General features: G+C 63.7%; 19 protein-coding genes. 9 read left to right on the top strand and 10 right to left on the bottom strand.

Features of this window, described 5'->3' with window-relative positions:
* Positions 1 to 187: 187 nt before the first annotated feature.
* From P9272_RS15515 to P9272_RS15505, 3 genes are all read left to right on the top strand, one after another.
* Positions 188 to 775 carry a 5-formyltetrahydrofolate cyclo-ligase gene (locus tag P9272_RS15515; RefSeq protein WP_278161190.1) on the top strand — a complete coding sequence of 196 codons (588 nt, stop codon included), beginning with the start codon at positions 188 to 190 and terminating at the stop codon, positions 773 to 775.
* A 78-nt stretch (positions 776 to 853) separates the two neighbouring features.
* Positions 854 to 1,678, top strand: coding sequence for a YmdB family metallophosphoesterase (locus tag P9272_RS15510; protein ID WP_112129722.1), 825 nt, complete (start codon positions 854 to 856; stop codon positions 1,676 to 1,678).
* 80 nt (positions 1,679 to 1,758) lie between these two features.
* Positions 1,759 to 2,523 (top strand): TerC family protein, encoded by a 765-nt coding sequence (locus P9272_RS15505; RefSeq protein WP_128258729.1) that lies wholly within the window; start codon positions 1,759 to 1,761, stop codon positions 2,521 to 2,523.
* Positions 2,524 to 2,570: 47 nt separating this feature from the next.
* On the opposite strand, the gene P9272_RS15500 is transcribed toward P9272_RS15505, so the two are convergent.
* Positions 2,571 to 3,053, bottom strand: coding sequence for an SRPBCC domain-containing protein (locus P9272_RS15500; RefSeq protein WP_278161188.1), 483 nt, complete (start codon positions 3,051 to 3,053; stop codon positions 2,571 to 2,573).
* 51 nt (positions 3,054 to 3,104) lie between these two features.
* On the opposite strand from P9272_RS15500, the gene P9272_RS15495 reads away from it, so the two are divergent.
* The 3 genes from P9272_RS15495 to P9272_RS15485 all read left to right on the top strand — a co-directional run bounded on the left by P9272_RS15495 (position 3,105) and on the right by P9272_RS15485 (position 4,725).
* Positions 3,105 to 3,428, top strand: coding sequence for a helix-turn-helix domain-containing protein (locus tag P9272_RS15495; protein WP_278161187.1), 324 nt, complete (start codon positions 3,105 to 3,107; stop codon positions 3,426 to 3,428).
* Between the two features lie 217 nt (positions 3,429 to 3,645).
* Complete coding sequence (locus P9272_RS15490; protein WP_128258732.1) at positions 3,646 to 4,395, top strand: YebC/PmpR family DNA-binding transcriptional regulator; 750 nt, start codon at positions 3,646 to 3,648, stop codon at positions 4,393 to 4,395.
* An 18-nt stretch (positions 4,396 to 4,413) separates the two neighbouring features.
* Positions 4,414 to 4,725, top strand: coding sequence for a SelT/SelW/SelH family protein (locus P9272_RS15485; RefSeq protein WP_278161185.1), 312 nt, complete (start codon positions 4,414 to 4,416; stop codon positions 4,723 to 4,725).
* A 34-nt stretch (positions 4,726 to 4,759) separates the two neighbouring features.
* Here the strand turns inward: P9272_RS15485 and P9272_RS15480 are convergent, their stop codons facing one another.
* Entirely contained in the window at positions 4,760 to 5,236 is a 477-nt protein-coding gene (locus tag P9272_RS15480; RefSeq protein ID WP_128258734.1) for an anthrone oxygenase family protein, read from the bottom strand.
* 120 nt (positions 5,237 to 5,356) lie between these two features.
* Between P9272_RS15480 and P9272_RS15475 the strand changes: the two genes are divergently transcribed.
* Positions 5,357 to 5,998, top strand: coding sequence for a TetR/AcrR family transcriptional regulator (locus P9272_RS15475; RefSeq protein WP_278161184.1), 642 nt, complete (start codon positions 5,357 to 5,359; stop codon positions 5,996 to 5,998).
* A 177-nt stretch (positions 5,999 to 6,175) separates the two neighbouring features.
* Here the strand turns inward: P9272_RS15475 and rpmE are convergent, their stop codons facing one another.
* On the bottom strand, positions 6,176 to 6,397 hold the full coding sequence (gene rpmE, locus P9272_RS15470; protein WP_040974396.1) for a 50S ribosomal protein L31: 222 nt from the start codon (positions 6,395 to 6,397) through the stop codon (positions 6,176 to 6,178).
* 206 nt (positions 6,398 to 6,603) lie between these two features.
* Between rpmE and P9272_RS15465 the strand changes: the two genes are divergently transcribed.
* The gene (locus P9272_RS15465; RefSeq protein WP_278161183.1) at positions 6,604 to 8,406 is read left to right on the top strand and encodes an ABC transporter transmembrane domain-containing protein; all 1,803 of its coding nucleotides are present in this window, start codon (positions 6,604 to 6,606) and stop codon (positions 8,404 to 8,406) included.
* Between the two features lie 31 nt (positions 8,407 to 8,437).
* Here P9272_RS15465 and P9272_RS15460 read toward each other — a convergent pair whose 3' ends face one another.
* Positions 8,438 to 9,922 carry a carboxypeptidase M32 gene (locus P9272_RS15460; RefSeq protein ID WP_278161182.1) on the bottom strand — a complete coding sequence of 495 codons (1,485 nt, stop codon included), beginning with the start codon at positions 9,920 to 9,922 and terminating at the stop codon, positions 8,438 to 8,440.
* Positions 9,923 to 10,069: 147 nt separating this feature from the next.
* On the opposite strand from P9272_RS15460, the gene P9272_RS15455 reads away from it, so the two are divergent.
* Positions 10,070 to 10,423 (top strand): DUF1304 domain-containing protein, encoded by a 354-nt coding sequence (locus P9272_RS15455; protein WP_278161180.1) that lies wholly within the window; start codon positions 10,070 to 10,072, stop codon positions 10,421 to 10,423.
* An 81-nt stretch (positions 10,424 to 10,504) separates the two neighbouring features.
* Here the strand turns inward: P9272_RS15455 and P9272_RS15450 are convergent, their stop codons facing one another.
* The 6 genes from P9272_RS15450 to efp form a co-directional block, all read right to left on the bottom strand.
* Positions 10,505 to 10,939 (bottom strand): hypothetical protein, encoded by a 435-nt coding sequence (locus P9272_RS15450; RefSeq protein WP_347404052.1) that lies wholly within the window; start codon positions 10,937 to 10,939, stop codon positions 10,505 to 10,507.
* Positions 10,940 to 11,179: 240 nt separating this feature from the next.
* Complete coding sequence (locus tag P9272_RS15445) at positions 11,180 to 12,208, bottom strand: peptidoglycan -binding protein (RefSeq protein WP_128258740.1); 1,029 nt, start codon at positions 12,206 to 12,208, stop codon at positions 11,180 to 11,182.
* Position 12,209: 1 nt separating this feature from the next.
* Positions 12,210 to 13,229 carry a MotA/TolQ/ExbB proton channel family protein gene (locus P9272_RS15440; RefSeq protein ID WP_128258741.1) on the bottom strand — a complete coding sequence of 340 codons (1,020 nt, stop codon included), beginning with the start codon at positions 13,227 to 13,229 and terminating at the stop codon, positions 12,210 to 12,212.
* A 189-nt stretch (positions 13,230 to 13,418) separates the two neighbouring features.
* On the bottom strand, positions 13,419 to 14,111 hold the full coding sequence (locus P9272_RS15435) for a hemolysin III family protein (RefSeq protein ID WP_128258742.1): 693 nt from the start codon (positions 14,109 to 14,111) through the stop codon (positions 13,419 to 13,421).
* A gap of 190 nt (positions 14,112 to 14,301) precedes the next feature.
* Positions 14,302 to 15,102 (bottom strand): inositol monophosphatase family protein, encoded by an 801-nt coding sequence (locus P9272_RS15430; protein WP_128258743.1) that lies wholly within the window; start codon positions 15,100 to 15,102, stop codon positions 14,302 to 14,304.
* Positions 15,103 to 15,125: 23 nt separating this feature from the next.
* Complete coding sequence (efp, locus tag P9272_RS15425) at positions 15,126 to 15,692, bottom strand: elongation factor P (protein WP_126080741.1); 567 nt, start codon at positions 15,690 to 15,692, stop codon at positions 15,126 to 15,128.
* Positions 15,693 to 15,778: the final 86 nt, after the last annotated feature.

The following is a 15,778-nucleotide window of genomic DNA, read 5'->3' as shown; positions in this document are numbered from 1 at the left end:
ATCAAGCCTCCGTCCGATCAATCACGCCAGTCACAGAAAATGCGTGCATAGCGTAGCCGATTTCGGAAGACTTGCTCCTGCTCGACGCAATCGCGGACGGAATAGTGCTGCGCACTTTCCTGGAATTACGCTAGAAGACGTCGTTCCTAAGACTCCATACAGTTCCGACCCTTTCTACCGTTCGCGCATGACCTCGTCCAAAGACCTGAAAAAACAGCTTCGCAAGGAAGCGCTGGCGCGCCGCGATGCGCTCGACGAATTCTGGCGCGTCGAGATTGCGCTCGAAATGGCGGAGACGGCGAAGGAGAAAATCGACTTCGAGCCGGGCGGGATCGTCTCCGGCTTCTGGCCGATGCGCTCGGAGGTCGATGTGCGGCCGCTGATGTTCGCGCTGCGCGAGAAGGGCGCCAGGCTGTGCCTGCCGGCGATCCTCGACAAGACCACGATGGTCTTTCGCGAGCTGGTGCGCGGCGCGCCGATGGTCGAGATGGGCTTCGGCACGGTCGGCCCGCATGAAGAGGCGGAAGTGCTCGACCCGACGTTGATGCTGGTGCCGCTCGCCGCCTTCGACGCCCGCGGCCACCGTATCGGCTACGGCGCCGGCTATTACGACCGCGCGATCGCCAAACTGGCCGAAAAGGGCATTGCGCCCAGGCTGATCGGCATCGCCTTCGACTGCCAGGAAGTCGGGCGGGTGCCGGAAGAGAACCATGACGTCATCATTCCGGAAATACTGACCGAGAGCGGGTTGCGCCGGTTCACGCCGGAATTGTAGAAATGCGTTTGAAAAACGCATGATCTTTTGCGGAGAGTCATGCAGCTTTTGCTTGGCGGACTTTCGACATAGGATCGTATGAGACTTCTCTTTCTCGGCGACATGGTTGGCAAAACAGGGCGCACGGCGGTGTGGGAACAGCTGCCGGGGCTGATTTCCGACTTCAGGCTCGATTTCGTCATCGTCAATGGCGAGAACGCCGCCGGTGGCTTCGGCATCACCGAAGAGATCTTTCGCGAGACGCTCGCGGCGGGCGCGGATGTGGTCACCACCGGCAACCATGTCTGGGACCAGCGCGACGCGCTGATCTTCGCGCCGCGCGAGGAGCGTTTCCTGCGGCCCTCCAATTTTCCGAAGGGTACGCCGGGGCGCGGCTCTGGCGTCTACATCGCCCGCAACGGCGCGCGCGTGCTGGTCGCCAACATCATGGGCCGCGTCTTCATGCACCCGGAGCTGGACGATCCGTTCCAGGCCGGCGAGCGGGAGCTTGCCGCCTGCCCGCTCGGCGAGCAGGCCGATGCGGCGATCGTCGATTTCCATGCCGAGGCGACCTCGGAGAAAATGTGCTTCGCGCATTTCGTCGACGGTCGCGCCAGCCTTGTCGTCGGAACGCATACGCACCAGCCGACCGCCGATCATCAGATCCTCAATGGCGGCACCGCCTATATCTCGGATGCCGGCATGTGCGGCGATTACGATTCCTCGCTTGGCATGGACAAGGAAGAGCCGCTCAATCGGTTTCTTTCCAAGGTGCCGAAAGGCCGCTTCGAAGCGGCGACTGGACCGGCGACTCTCTGCGGGGTCGGTGTCGATATTTCCGACCGCACCGGGCTTGCCGAGAAAATCGCGCCGTTTCGTCGCGGGCCTCGGTTGGAAGAAACGGCGCCGTCTTTCTGGTCCTGACATTGATATAGCCAAGGTCAGTACCTAACTGGCCACGAAACCCGCGAAAACTGCTCTAGATCGTAGAGGGGACGACCTTCATGCAGCTCATCGAGTTCTTGGCGCCGCATTTTCACTTTGTTTCCGACCCGACCGCTTGGGTCGCGCTTTTGACGCTGGTGGTGCTCGAGATCGTGCTCGGCATCGACAATCTGATCTTCATCTCGATCCTGACCAACAAGCTGCCGGAAGCGCAGCGCGCCCGCGCCCGCCGGCTGGGCATCTCGGCGGCGCTGGTGATGCGCCTCATCCTGCTCGCCACGATCTCGATCATAGTGCAGCTGACGACGCCGGTGTTCACCGCCTTCGGCCACGGCTTTTCCTGGCGAGACCTGATCCTGATCGCCGGCGGCCTGTTCCTGGTCTGGAAGGCGACCAAGGAAATCCATCACACGGTCGACCCGCAGGATCACCAGGACACGATGGTGGGTACTTTGCAGATGAGCCTTGCCGGCGCCATCTTTCAGATCCTGCTGCTCGACCTCGTCTTCTCGATCGATTCCATCATCACCGCCGTCGGCATGACCGACGAGATCGCCATCATGTATATCGCGGTGATCGTGGCGGTGAGCGTGATGATGCTGGCGGCGACGCCGCTGGCCAATTTCATCGCCAGGAACCCCTCAATCGTCATGCTGGCGCTGGGCTTCCTGTTGATGATCGGCATGACGCTGATCGCCGACGGCATGGGCTATCACGTGCCGAAGGGCTACATCTACGCCGCGATGGGCTTCTCGGCGCTGGTCGAGGGCCTCAACATGCTGGCGCGGAATCGCAAGAAGCAGGGGTCGGGCGGCGGCCATTGATGATCGCAACGTGGCCGGCAGCGTGGGCTGTCGCTCCCGGCGCAGGATCATTTGGTTTCCGATGTCGGCAGTTCACCGCGCATTTCGCTGGGGTAGAACCCTTCGCGCAGGTTGATGCCATACTCGACGTAAGCCTTCATGCAAGACAGCATCTGCGACCAGCCCTCGCAATTGCCGTAGGATGATTTGCGGCCGGCCTCGTCCTCGCGCCATCCGCTTTCGGCAATGGTGACGAAGGTGCCGCCGTCATCCAGGGCTTCGAAGCTCATTTCGACCGTGGTCTTGTAAGCTGGCACTACGCCGGGGCCGCTGCCATCCCAGCGCAGCACGATGCGCTTGTTGGGAACCACTTCGTCGACCTCGACGGGCACGGTCTTCCACCATGTGACCGTAGTGCCGGCGGCCAGCGGCGCCGAGGCGCCACCAAGCGTCGTAAAATAACCGCTGAGTTTCGTCGGGTTGACGACGGCGTCGAAGACCTCGGCGACCGGTTTGCCGATGCGCCCGGAAACCCTGAATCCAAGGGACATATCCACAGTTCCTTCCTTGCTGCCTAAAACGATATGTTATAGAAATATAACATGTCAAGCCAAACTGCGGACGACCATGTTTTCAAGGCCTTGGCGCATCCGCGCCGTCGCGAATTGCTGGATCGTCTGAAGGATCGGCCGCAGACCACCGGCATGCTGTGCGAGGCTTTCCCGGACATGGACCGTTGCACGGTGATGATGCATCTGAAAGTGCTGGAGGAGGCCGATCTGGTGGTGGCGAAGCGCGAGGGGCGCGAGCGCTGGAACCATCTCAACGCGCTGCCGATCAAGCAGATCCACGACCGATGGATCAGCCAGTATGCCGGCCACGCGATCAGCATTCTCGACAAGCTCAGGTCAGACCTCGAGGGGTGAGTTTGTGCGGCGAAGCCGGCGCCTCAGCCCAGCCATAACGGTCCGTCTGGACGAATTGAGCCGATTTATCTATAAGCCGGCCATTCCGACAGAGAGCGCCGTGTGCCTTCGCAGACATGCTTGGAGCGTTCTGAAAATTTGAATTCGAGCATTTTGCGGATGGCGAGGTGATCTCATTTCGCTCCGCAATGCTCTAGCCGAACACGACAGGGGTGCCATGGCTGGCCATTCGCAGTTTAAGAACATCATGCACCGCAAGGGCCGCCAGGACGCGGTGCGGTCGAAAATGTTTTCCAAGCTGGCGCGCGAAATCACTGTCGCCGCCAAGACCGGCACGCCGGACCCGGCGATGAATCCGCGCCTGCGCCTTGCGGTGCAAAACGCCAAGGCCGTGTCGATGCCGAAGGACAACATCCAGCGCGCCATCAACAAGGCGTCCGCGGGCGACGGCGAGAACTACGAGGCCGTGCGCTACGAAGGCTACGGCCCGGGCGGCGTGGCGCTGATCGTCGAGGCGCTGACCGACAACCGCAACCGCTCCGCCTCCAATGTGCGCGCCGCCTTCACCAAGGCCGGCGGAGCGCTCGGCGAAACCGGCTCGGTGTCCTTCATGTGGAACCGTGTCGGCGAGATCTATTACCCGGCCTCGGCCGGCAGCGCCGACAAGGTGATGGAAGCCGCGATCGAGGCCGGCGCCGACGATGTCGAGTCCGATGAGGAAGGTCACACCATCTATTGCAGCTTCGAAAATCTCGGTGAAGTGTCGAAGTCGCTCGAAGCCGCGCTTGGCGAGGCGGAATCGGTGAAGCCGATCTGGCGGCCGCAGAACAACGTCCCGGTCGACGAAGAGCGGGCGCAGTCGCTGATGAAGCTGGTCGCTACCCTCGAGGACGACGACGACGTGCAGAGCGTGTACGCCAATTTCGAGGTCGACGAGGAGACGATGGCCAAGCTCAGCGCGGCCTGACCGGCGACGCGATCCGATATGAGCGAGAAGCCGCTGCCCCTCATCCGCATCACCTACTGCACGCAATGCCAGTGGCTGCTGCGTGCCGGCTGGATGGCGCAGGAGCTGCTTTCCACCTTCGGCACCGATCTCGGCGAGGTGGTGCTGGTGCCGGGCACCGGCGGCATCTTCACCATTTCCTGCAACGATCAGCTGATTTGGGACCGTAAGCGCGACGGCGGCTTTCCGGATGCGGCGAAGCTGAAGCAGCTGGTCCGCGACGTCATCGATCCGGATCGGGATCTCGGCCATGCTGACCGCAAAACCCACAAGAAGGCCGACCCCGCCTGAGGCGAGGTCTTTTGCATTCGCCTGCTGCTTACCCTCAAATCAGCGTCATGATGAAGCAGGCCATCGCCATGATGGCGGTGACGGTGCGGACGTGGTTCCACATCACCCATTGGCTCAGATGGTTTGCCCACACGGCGGCGCCGTTGGCGCTGACAGGATCGACGGCGGCTAAAGCATCGTTGAGCGGCACGTTGAAGACCATGGTCACGATGGGGTTGCCGACGAAATAGATCACGGCACCGGCAAGCAGCCAGTATGAGCCGGACTGGCTCCAGCTGAAGAACACGGCGGCTATCAACACCAGGCAGATGAGGCCGGTGCCGAAGAGCGCCGTCATGAAGGTCGGCGTGATCACCGTGACGTTGATCGAATTCATCGCCGCGATGCCGCTCGGGACCGGCAGACGGGCAAGTGCTGCCATGACGAAATTGGAAAAAGCGAAGAACACGCCGCCGACGACGCCGGAGCCGACCGCGGCGATGAAGGTGAGGGTGGGAAGAAGTTTCATCATCTCAGTTGCTCCAGAGGCCAAGTTTCGTTCGAAATATGAGTAATCCTCACATTGCAAAACGTGATAAATCCTCGTATTTTGCGAGTCAAGCCGGTTTCGGAAAATCGTCCGGAGAGAGCCATGGATGAGAGAACTGCCGCCAAGCTGGACCAGGCCGCTATCGCTTCACCTCGGCGAGCGCCAACGCAGCAGCGCAGCCGGGAGCGGGTCGAGCGCATGCTTGCCGCCGCCTCGGCGCTGATTGCCGAGCAGGGCAGCGATGCGATGCGCATGGGCGAGGTTGCGGAACGGGCAGGGGTGTCGATCGGCTCGCTCTATCAGTTCTTTCCGGACAAGCGGGCGATCGTCTGGGCGCTGGCCGAGCGCTACACGGCGGAAAGCCAGGCCTGCATTTCGGCGGCGCTGAAGGACGTCGGTGACGCAGATGGTTTCAAGAGCGCGTTCTCGGAACTGGTCGACATCTACTACCAGCTGTTCTTGGCCGAGCCGGTGATACGCGACGTCTGGTCCGGCACGCAGGCCGACAAGGCGCTACGCGACCTCGAGCTCGCCGACAGCCGCGCCAATGCCCAATTTTTGGTCGCGGTGCTGAAGCGGCTGAGGCCCGATGCCGATCCGGTCGAGTTGGAGACGACGGCATTCCTCGTCTGGCAGATGGGCGAGGCGGCCGTGCGACTGGCGATCTCGGTCGACCGGGAGGAGGGCGACAGGCTGGTTGAGGTCTACAAGCGCATGGCGCTGAGGGAGTTGGTGGGCGGGTAGGAAGCCCACCCTCCCCCTTGTGGGGAGTGTCACTGCGCAGCTGCGGGGAGGGGGCGGGGCAAGTCCCCCACCCGGACCTTCGGTCCTACCGCCCCACAAGGGGGAGGTAGGGGAAGGCGCAGCCAACAAAAAACCCGCCTCGAAGGCGGGTTTTCAAAATCTGCTGGTGTATCCGGCTTAGAGGCCGAAACCCTCGAAACGCTTCTTGAACTTCGACAGGCGGCCGCCGCGGTCGAGCAGGGTCTGCTGGCCGCCGGTCCAGGCCGGGTGCGTGGTCGGGTCGATGTCGAGGTTCATCGTGTCGCCTTCCTTGCCCCAGGTCGAGCGGGTCAGATATTCGGTGCCGTCGGTCATGACGACCTTGATGGTGTGGTAGTCGGGATGGATATCGGCCTTCATTGTCTTATGTCCTGGCTTGCCGGCGCCGGTGACGGGCCAAAGGCCTGCGTCGATGCGCCCCTTTTTAAAACTCGAAGCCGCAGCTAATGAAAAGCCACGGCTTCTAAAACGGTCGGCGAGCCTATACATCAGCCGGAATTGAATCACAAGGCCGCGGCGAGCGCATATTGAAGCGCGGTATTGACCAGCGGCCAGAGGAAATGCTCATGGCGGATATCGGTGCCAGTGGAGACCAGCGCAGGCGCTCGGTCCGGCCGCTGAGAAACCTTTTCCCCTATATCACGCGCTACCGGAAACTGGCGGTCGGCTCCATCATCTCGCTGATCGTGGCGGCGATGACCACGCTCGCCTTGCCGATGGCCGTGCGGCGCATGATCGACCATGGCTTCCAGGCATCGGGCTCCACCTTGATCGCCGAATATTTCGCGGCCCTGGTGGCGATGGCGGCGCTGCTCGCCGCGGCTTCGGCCAGCCGCTATTATTTCGTCATCACGCTTGGCGAGCGGGTCGTGGCCGACATCCGCCGCGACGTTTTCTCCCATGTCACGACGCTGTCGTCCGCCTTTTTCGATCGCGCGCATTCGGGTGAGATCGTATCGCGGCTGGCCGCCGACACCACGCAGGTGAAGTCGGCCGTCGGCGCCACCGCATCCGTCGCGCTACGCAACCTCATCCTCGGCCTCGGCGCGGTGGCGATGATGGTCGTCACCAGCCCAAAGCTTTCCGGACTGGTGATCGCGGCCATTCCGGTGATCGTGCTGCCGCTGGTCGCCTTCGGCCGTTCGGTGCGCCGCAAGTCCCGGCTAGCGCAGGATACGCTTGCCGAAGCCACCGCCTATGCCAGCGAGCAGATCAGCGCCGTTCGCACGCTGCAGGCCTTCACCAACGAGAAGCTGGTTACCGGCCGTTTTGCGGACGCCGTCGACGCCGCCTTCGAAGCAGCACGGGCCTCGGTGTTCGCGCGCTCGTTCCTGACCTTCTTCGCCATCTTCATGATTTTTTCCTCGGTTGTGGCGGTGCTGTGGTTCGGCTCGCGCGACGTGCTTGCCGGCACGCTATCGCCCGGCACGCTCAGCCAGTTCCTGCTTTATTCGGTGTTCGCCGCCGGCGCGCTCGGCGCGCTGTCGGAGGTCTGGAGCGAACTGTCGCAGGCCGCCGGCGCCGCCGAGCGGCTGACGGAGATCCTGGCCGAGACGCCAACGATCCAGCGGCCGGTCGATCCTGTTGCCTTGCCGGCCACCGCCAAGGGCGCGATCAGCTTCGACGACGTCTCCTTTTCCTATCCGGCACGGCCGGACCGCGCCGCCGTGCACGGCCTGAGCTTCCAGGTGAAGCCCGGCGAGACGGTGGCGATCGTCGGGCCTTCGGGCGCCGGCAAAAGCACCGTCTTCTCGCTGATCCTGCGCTTCTACGATCCCGAGAGCGGCTGCGTCGCCATCGACGGCATCGATTTGCGCAAGGCTGATCCGGCCGCCATCCGCCAGCGCATCGCGATCGTGCCGCAAGACGTCACCGTCTTCGCGGCAAGCGTCCGCGACAATATCGGCTTCGGCCGGCAGGGCGCCAGCGACGCCGAGATCGAGGCCGCGGCCAGTGCGGCCCTGGCCAACGAATTCATCGTCAGGCTGGGCAACGGCTATGACAGCCAGGTCGGCGAGCGCGGCGTGACGCTGTCGGGCGGCCAGCGCCAGCGCATTGCGATTGCCCGCGCCATCCTGCGCGACGCGCCGATCCTGCTGCTCGACGAAGCGACCTCGGCGCTCGACGCCGAAAGCGAAACCCTGGTGCAACGGGCGCTGGAGCGGCTGATGCGCGGCCGCACGACCATCGTCATCGCGCACCGTCTGGCGACGGTGCTCAAGGCCGACCGCATCCTCGTGATGGAAGGCGGGCGCATCGTCGAGGAAGGCACGCATCAGAGCCTTGTCGCCAAGGGCGGCACCTATGCGCGCCTCGCCAAGCTGCAGTTCGAGGCTGGCGCCGGCGCCTTCAAAGGCGCGGCGGAGTAGCCGCACCCGGCTGGTTTCGAACCGTCTCGCGTCAGCCGCCGTAGCGCTTGCGCAGATGCTCCGTGAAGTAAGCGGCGTTCAGCTTCTCGCCGGTGGCGCGCTCGAGCAGGTCCGGCGTCGACCAGCGCGAGCCCTGCGACCAGATTTTTGCGCGACGCCACTCGTTGATGGCGCTGAAATCGCCCTTGGCGAGGTCCTCGTCGGCCGACGGATGCTCCTTGGTCAGCGCCGCCCATTGCTGCGCCGCCATCATGGCGCCTAGCGTGTAGGAGGGGAAATAGCCGAAGGCGGCGCCCGGCCAATGCACATCCTGCATCGGGCCGTCTGCCGGATTGTCGATGGTCGAAAGCCCGAGATAGTCGCGCATCTTGGCGTCCCATGCTTCCGGCAGGTCGGCGACCTCCAGCCGGCCGGACACGAGCTCCTGCTCGAGCTCGTAGCGCAGGATGACATGCAGCGGATAGGTGACCTCATCGGCGTCGACGCGGATCAGGCCGCGCTCGACGTGGTGGACATGCGGCAGGATGTCGTCGAGCGCCCAGGCTTCGCCGAGATGTCTTTCGACCACCGGCAGCGCCCAGCGCCAGAAAGCCGGGTTGCGGCCGATCTGCTTCTCGACGAACAGGCTCTGGCTCTCATGCACAGCCATGCCGCGCGCCTTGCCGAGCGGCCAGTGCGACCAGGCCTTCGGCAGGTTCTGCTCGTAGAGCGCATGACCGGTCTCGTGCAGCACGCCCATCAGCGCCGACAGGAAATCGGAGGTCTTGTAGCGGGTGGTGATGCGCACGTCGGTCGGCACGCCGCCGCAGAAGGGATGATGCGACACCGACAGCGAACCATGGGTGAGATCGAAGCCGACCGCCGCCATCATGGCAAGGCCGAGTTCGCGCTGTTTCTCGACGGCGTAGCTGCCGGAGAGCGGCTTCAGCGGATGCTTCGCCAGGCGTGCATCCTGCACGACCAGCGCATGCGGCAGGAAATCCTTGAGAAAGGTCTTCAGCTCGGCAAACACCGGCGTGATGTCCGCAGCGCGGTTGCCGGGATCATACTGTTCCATCAGCGCGTCATAGGGGGCGAGGCCGAGCGCGTCGGCACGCAGCGCAGCTTCCTCGCGCACCAGCGCCACAACGCCTTCCAGCGCCGGCAGGAAGCCCGCCCAGTCGTTCCTGGCGCGCAAACTCCGCCAAAGCTGCTCGGAACGCATGCGCGCCACCGTCTGGCGCTCGACGAATTCGGCCGGCAGGCAGGTGAGATTGGTATATTGCCGGCGCAGTTCCCTGACAGCCGCCTGCTGCTCTTCGCTCAGGCGCTCGGCCTCAGCGGCTGAAATCCAGTCGCCGATCTCCGGCGCGGTCGCCTGGCGATGCAGCATGCCGGCAAGCGAGGACATCGCCTCGGCGCGCTTTTCGCCGCCGCCGACCGCCATATGTGTCGCCTCATCGGCGCCGAGAATGGCCAAAGCGTGCTCGAGTGCTTCGAGCTTATGACCGAGTTCGTCGAGTTTCTGGAAGGACATGGATATACCCGGCTGTGAGTTGCCTGGCGCGAAAAGATACCATGGCGCCGGGCTTGGCAACCCTGACCGGCTGGATAAGCGTCAACCGGTCTTGCCTAAGGGCGGCGGCGCGTGATCAATGCCGGGAGCAAACTGCTGGAGGGGACAGTGATCGGCAATATCCTGGTCGGGCTGGTGGCGCTGATCCACTTCTATATCGTCTATCTTGAGATGGTCTTGTGGGATACGCCGCGCGCCCGCAAGGCGTTCGGACTGACGCCGGAATTCGCCAGCGCCTCGAAGGTGCTCGCCGCCAATCAGGGCCTCTATAACGGCTTCCTCGCCGCCGGGCTGTTCTGGGGGCTCTACCTCGGCGCCGCAGGCTTTCAGGTCAAAATGTTCTTCCTGCTCTGCGTCGCGATAGCCGGCCTCTACGGCGCGGCGACCGTTGGCCGCAAGATCCTCTTCATTCAGACGGTGCCAGCGGTGCTCGCCATCGTCGCGCTTTGGCTCGCCCTGTAGTCAAAACAGACGAAAAAGGACGCCCTCGGGGGGCAGCTCCCGCGGGCGCCAAGTGGTCCCTTTCGTTTCCTCCGGAAGACGTCAGCCGTTCGGATAGTTTCCGCCATCGGAACCATCGCCTATCATGGTGCCGCTGCCGGTATCGTTCATCAGCCTCTGGTCGACATTGTCGAGCTTGCGCAGCAGGTCATGATATTGCACCGACGGTATCCTGCCATGGTCCGAGGCCGCGACATGCTCGGCGGCCTGGCTGATGCGCGCGGCGCGCATGTGCAGTTGCTGCGCTTCCGAGGCCGAGATGCTGTTCGCTTCTCGGGCCTGGGCGATGCCTTGTTCCACACCCTGGATCTGATCGATCAGACCGGTCACGCGCGGGCCCGTGAAATCGGTTGAAGCGGTCGCGTCGAGAACCCCCTTGTGGTGCCCGGCCGCATAGGCGCCGGCGAATGGGGCCGCGATCAGTGCGGCACCAGAGTTACAGTCTTGAGAGATGTTGAAGCGCGCATGGCGGCGCATCCTCCTGCCAAGGAAGGAAGCGGTCGCGCCGCCAGCCTTCCGACTTCCCGGGCCGTCCAGTTCCGTCGCGTCGCGATGGGAGGCATCGCCGGCGGTCCTCGGCCCTGCGCGGCAAATTAGGTGCGTCGATCTGCAATGCGTAATTAAAAAAAAATAATATTTTCAGGTCTTGCCGCCGGAACTTGTCGCTCTAAGTATTCAGCGGAAAAACAACTTCCCGTGACTTTTCGTGACAATAGTTCACCGTTCGGTGAGCTTCAGTTCAATGCGGCGGTTCTTGCTGCGCGCCTCGTCGGTGTCGGCCGGGTCGAGCGGCTGGAATTCGCCGAAACCGGCGGCGACCAGCCGGTTGGGCGGCACGCCGTTCTCGATGAGGAACTTCACCACCGAGGTGGCGCGCGCGGTCGACAGCTCCCAGTTGTCGCGATAACGGCCGGTGCCGGACAGCGGCTTGTTGTCGGTGTGGCCGTCGACGCGCAACACCCAGCTGATTTCCGGCGGGATTTCCTTCTGCAATTCGATGATGGCGTCGGCGAGCTTCTTCATCTCGACCTTGCCGGCATCGTTGATCTCATCGGAGCCGGTCGGGAACAGCACCTCCGACTGGAAAACGAAGCGGTCGCCGACGATACGGATGTTCTCGCGATCGGCCAGGATCTCGCGCAGGCGGCCGAAGAAGTCGGAACGGTAGCGGTTGAGCTCCTGCACGCGCTGCGCCAGCGCCACGTTCAGGCGGCGGCCGAGATCGGCGATCTTGGTGTTGGAGTCGCGGTCGCGCTGCTCGGAGACGTTGAGCGCGTCTTCCAGCGCGCCGATCTGCTTGCGAAGCGCTGCGATCTGCTGGTTGAGGATCTCGACCTGGCTCAGCGCCTGCTGGCTGATCTGGCGCTGGTTGCTGAGCTCTCCCGAGAGCTCGTCCGCCCGCTTGTTGGCTGCGTCGCCGGCGCCGGCGCCCTGCGCCAGCAGCTGTTCGAGGCGGTTCTTTTCGGCCTGCGCCGCCGACAGCGACGCCTGCAGGTTAGCGAGCGAATCCTCCTTGTCCTGGCTGTTCGTGCGCTCCAGCGCAAGCAACTGGGTCAGCTCGTTGATCTGCGAGTTGAGGCGGTTCAGCACCGCGTCCTTGCCGGAAATCTCTCGGCTGAGCAGGAACTGCGCCAGCACGAAGACTGTGAGCAGGAACATGATGGCGAGCAGCAGCGTCGACAGCGCGTCGACGAAGCCCGGCCAATAGTCGATGCGGCGGTCGGCGCGCCGTCTTGCCAGCGCCACGTCAGTGGACCCCTTGCTTCTTCAGCGCGTCGGCGATCTTTTCCAGCGTGTTGCGCATGGCCTTCTGCTCATCGGACTGGGCCTCGACCCAGTCTCGCATGATCTGCTGCTCCGAGCGCATGTTCTTCACCAGCCCCGAAATGCCGTCGGCGAGGTTGGCCATGGCGGTGGCGACACGCGGATTGGAGCCGCCGCCATTCTCCTGCAGGCTGCGCAGCCGTTCCGACAGCAGCCGGATGTCCTCGGAGGATTCGGTCTTGGCCGCGTCGGAGACGACGATGTCCGACGACAGGTCGGTGACCGACGACAGCCAGTTCTCGAGCTCGGTGTAGAAGCGGGTCTGGGCGCGGCCGGCCTGCAAGTCGAGGAAGCCGAGCACGAGCGAGCCGGAAAGGCCGAACAGCGAGGACGAAAACGCGGTGCCCATGCCGGCGAGCGGCGCCGACAGGCCCTGCTTCAGCGCATCCAAGACAGCCGCGGCATCGCCGGTGCCGGGGTCCAGCGCCTCGATCGTCTCGCGGATCGAGGCGATGGTGTTGAGCAGGCCCCAGAAGGTGCCGAGCAGGCCAAGGAACACCAGCAGGCCGACCAGATAGCGCGAGGTGTCCCGGCTCTCGTCGAGGCGGGTGGCGATGGAATCGAGCATCGTGCGCATCGATGAGGTCGAGAAGGCGATCGTCGACGAGCGGCCGATCATCGCCTTCATCGGCGCCAGAAGCACCGGCTCGGTGGTCTCGGAGCCGGCGCGGAAGGAATTGACCCAGCGCACCTCGCGGAACAGCCGCCCGACCTGGACGAAGGCAAGCAGGATGCCTACCGCCAACACGCCGACGATCAACCCGTTGAGGCCCGGATTGCTCGAGAAGGCGGTCGAGATCTGGCGGGTGAGGATGGCTGCGATGAAGGCAACGATGATCAGGAAGATCACCATGGTGAGCAGGAAGACCTGCGGGCTCGACAGCTTATGCGGATCGTAGACCAGGACATCCGAGCGCCTGCCGAAGGATCTGAGAAAAGCCATCCGTGCCCCGTTTCCGATGCCACCGCCGCAGAATTGCCGCGACTCTAAACGGAATTGTGACCAAATTGAATGGTGCTTGGCAATATGGCCGGCGCCTGCCTATTTTGGCGCGAATTCCGGACGCAAGGCCATGGCGAAGGCGCGGCGGATCTGACTGCTTCACGCTCTCGCTGAAATTGCGCTCAGCTTTCAGAACCGGTTGATGACCAGGCAGTCGACCATGGCGGCCAGATGCAGTCCGGCGCCGGTGACGACGAAGCCGTGCCAGACGGCGTTGTGAAAGCGCAGGCCCTTCCAGGCGAAGAAGATGACGCCGCAGGAATAGACGATGCCGCCGGCCACGAGTAGCGCCACGGAGGTCGTCGGCAGCGCCTGGACCAGCGGTCCGGCCAGCACCACGCCGCTCCAGCCGATGGCCAGGTAGAAGACGATGGCCAGCCGATCGTACCGGCCGGGCAGGAACATCTTGATGGCGATGCCGGCCAGTGCGGCGCCCCACACGACGACGATCATGGGCAGCGCCAGCGGCGTGTTGTTGAGCTGGGCGAGGAAGGGCGTGTAGGTGGCGGCGATCAGGAGATAGATCGCGGCATGGTCGAAGCGACGCAGGATCCATTTCGCCGGCCAGGACACCGGCCACAGATTATAGGCCAGCGAAACCGAGAGCACGGTGAGCAGCGACACCACATAGAACACCGCGGCCACATATTCGCCCGGGCCGGAATGGAAGGCGGCCAAAGCCAGGAAAGCCGAGCCCGCAGCGATCGCCAGCACGATGCCCACCGCGTGAACGATGCCGTCGGCGATCATCTCGGCGCGCGAATAGTGCCAGCGCCCCACAAAGGGGATCTCAAGCCTCGTATCTGCGCGCGCGTCGTTCATGAATGATCCTGCATTGCCTAATCTGGGCGCTCGCGGACCACTATTTCAAGCTTCGGTTGCGGTTTTGCGACTAAAGGCGCGCGTCCTTTCGACGCGTAAAGGACGGCCTTGAAGCACGTCGCGCTGAGCCGGATCCAGGCGACACGCTTCAAGTCTTTGCCGCTGCACACTTCTGGGCCACATGCATTGGTCAGCGAGGAGCCAATGGCTTCTTCACGGTCTTGAGCAGCGCGCGCTGGATGATCTCGTTGCCGGCGACGACCTCGCCATTGTCCAGCATACCTTGCGCGCCATCCATGTCGGAGACGAAGCCGCCGGCTTCGCGCACCAGAAGGATGCCGGCGGCGATGTCCCAGGACGACAGACCGGTTTCCCAGAAACCGTCCATGCGTCCGGCTGCGACATAGGCGAGATCGAGCGCCGCGGAGCCGAGGCGGCGAACGCCGGAGACCTCCGCCATGACATTGCGCAGCTCGATCAGGAAATTGCCGTGCTGGCCGCGGCCGAGATGCGGCACGCCGCAGCCGATGACCGCGTCGGTCAGCTTGGAGCGCCCGGCAACGCGCAGCCGACGGTCGTTCATGAAGGCGCCGCCGCCGCGCTCGGCCGTGTAGAGCTCGTCCATCGCCGGATTGTAGACGACGCCGGCGACGATCTGGCCCTGGCGCTCAAGCGCGATCGACACCGAGAAGAGCGGAATGCCGTGCAGGAAATTGGTGGTGCCGTCGAGCGGGTCGACGATCCAGCGATGCTGGGCGTCCTCGCCCTCAACGGCGCCACGCTCCTCCATCTGAAAGGCGTAGCCCGGCCGCGCCTTCGAAAGCTCGGCGAAGACGATCTCTTCGGCCTTGCGGTCGGCCTGGCTGACATAGTCGCCCGGTCCCTTCATCGAGACCTGCAGGTTCTGCACCTCGCCGAAGTCGCGCGACAGCGAGCGGCCGGCCTTCATCGCGGCCTGGACCATGACGTTGAGGATAGCGGAACGCGCCATTGTTTCTTCCTGCTTTCGGCCGGTTAATCTGCGCGGCGCATATAGGTGATTTCGTTGGTATCGACGATGATGCGCTCGCCGGCCGAGATGAAGGGCGGCACCAGCACGCGGATGCCGTTTTCCAGCACGGCCGGCTTGTAAGAGGAAGCAGCCGTTTGGCCGCGCACCACCGGATCGGCCTCGGTGACGGTCAGCGTCACCTGGTCGGGCAGCGAGATGCCGATCGGCCGCTCTTCATAGAGCTGCACCGTCACCATCATGCCGTCCTGCAGGAAGGCGGCGCGTTCGCCGACGAAGTCCTTGGCCAGTTCTAGCTGCTCGTAGCTTTCGGTGTCCATGAACACCAGCGCGTCGCCTTGTTCGTAGAGGAACGAGAAATCCTTAAGATCGAGCCGGATCTGCTCGACGGTCTCGGCCGAGCGGAAGCGCTCGTTGAGCTTGGTGCCGTTGATCAGGTTCTTCAGCTCGACCTGGTTGTAGGCGCCGCCCTTGCCAGGCTTGACGGTGTTGGTCTTGACCGCCACCCAAAGCCCGCCATCGTGCTCGATGACGTAGCCGGGACGGATTTCGCTGCCACTGATCTTGGCCATGATGAACTGATCCGAGTGAGATTTTTCACGCGCGGGTCGCGCTTTGGCGCCTCCAAGACCACAAATCGCGCATAGTGGCAAGGGAG

The organism is Mesorhizobium sp. WSM4976 (assembly GCF_029625685.1).
Lineage (GTDB): Bacteria > Pseudomonadota > Alphaproteobacteria > Rhizobiales > Rhizobiaceae > Mesorhizobium.
Note: the sequence above shows the minus strand (reverse complement) of the source record. Positions and strands in the feature narration are given on the sequence as shown.

Bases quoted from the DNA above. Each gene is read 5' to 3' on its own strand.
- P9272_RS15515 (WP_278161190.1), top strand. From the start codon at position 188: ATGACCTCGTCCAAAGACCTGAAAAAACAGCTTCGCAAGGAAGCGCTG.
- P9272_RS15510 (WP_112129722.1), top strand. From the start codon at position 854: ATGAGACTTCTCTTTCTCGGCGACATGGTTGGCAAAACAGGGCGCACG.
- P9272_RS15505 (WP_128258729.1), top strand. From the start codon at position 1,759: ATGCAGCTCATCGAGTTCTTGGCGCCGCATTTTCACTTTGTTTCCGAC.
- P9272_RS15500 (WP_278161188.1), bottom strand. From the start codon at position 3,053: ATGTCCCTTGGATTCAGGGTTTCCGGGCGCATCGGCAAACCGGTCGCC.
- P9272_RS15495 (WP_278161187.1), top strand. From the start codon at position 3,105: ATGTCAAGCCAAACTGCGGACGACCATGTTTTCAAGGCCTTGGCGCAT.
- P9272_RS15490 (WP_128258732.1), top strand. From the start codon at position 3,646: ATGGCTGGCCATTCGCAGTTTAAGAACATCATGCACCGCAAGGGCCGC.
- P9272_RS15485 (WP_278161185.1), top strand. From the start codon at position 4,414: ATGAGCGAGAAGCCGCTGCCCCTCATCCGCATCACCTACTGCACGCAA.
- P9272_RS15480 (WP_128258734.1), bottom strand. From the start codon at position 5,236: ATGATGAAACTTCTTCCCACCCTCACCTTCATCGCCGCGGTCGGCTCC.
- P9272_RS15475 (WP_278161184.1), top strand. From the start codon at position 5,357: ATGGATGAGAGAACTGCCGCCAAGCTGGACCAGGCCGCTATCGCTTCA.
- rpmE (WP_040974396.1), bottom strand. From the start codon at position 6,397: ATGAAGGCCGATATCCATCCCGACTACCACACCATCAAGGTCGTCATG.
- P9272_RS15465 (WP_278161183.1), top strand. From the start codon at position 6,604: ATGGCGGATATCGGTGCCAGTGGAGACCAGCGCAGGCGCTCGGTCCGG.
- P9272_RS15460 (WP_278161182.1), bottom strand. From the start codon at position 9,922: ATGTCCTTCCAGAAACTCGACGAACTCGGTCATAAGCTCGAAGCACTC.
- P9272_RS15450 (WP_347404052.1), bottom strand. From the start codon at position 10,939: ATGCGCCGCCATGCGCGCTTCAACATCTCTCAAGACTGTAACTCTGGT.
- P9272_RS15440 (WP_128258741.1), bottom strand. From the start codon at position 13,229: ATGGCTTTTCTCAGATCCTTCGGCAGGCGCTCGGATGTCCTGGTCTAC.
- P9272_RS15435 (WP_128258742.1), bottom strand. From the start codon at position 14,111: ATGAACGACGCGCGCGCAGATACGAGGCTTGAGATCCCCTTTGTGGGG.
- P9272_RS15430 (WP_128258743.1), bottom strand. From the start codon at position 15,102: ATGGCGCGTTCCGCTATCCTCAACGTCATGGTCCAGGCCGCGATGAAG.
- efp (WP_126080741.1), bottom strand. From the start codon at position 15,692: ATGGCCAAGATCAGTGGCAGCGAAATCCGTCCCGGCTACGTCATCGAG.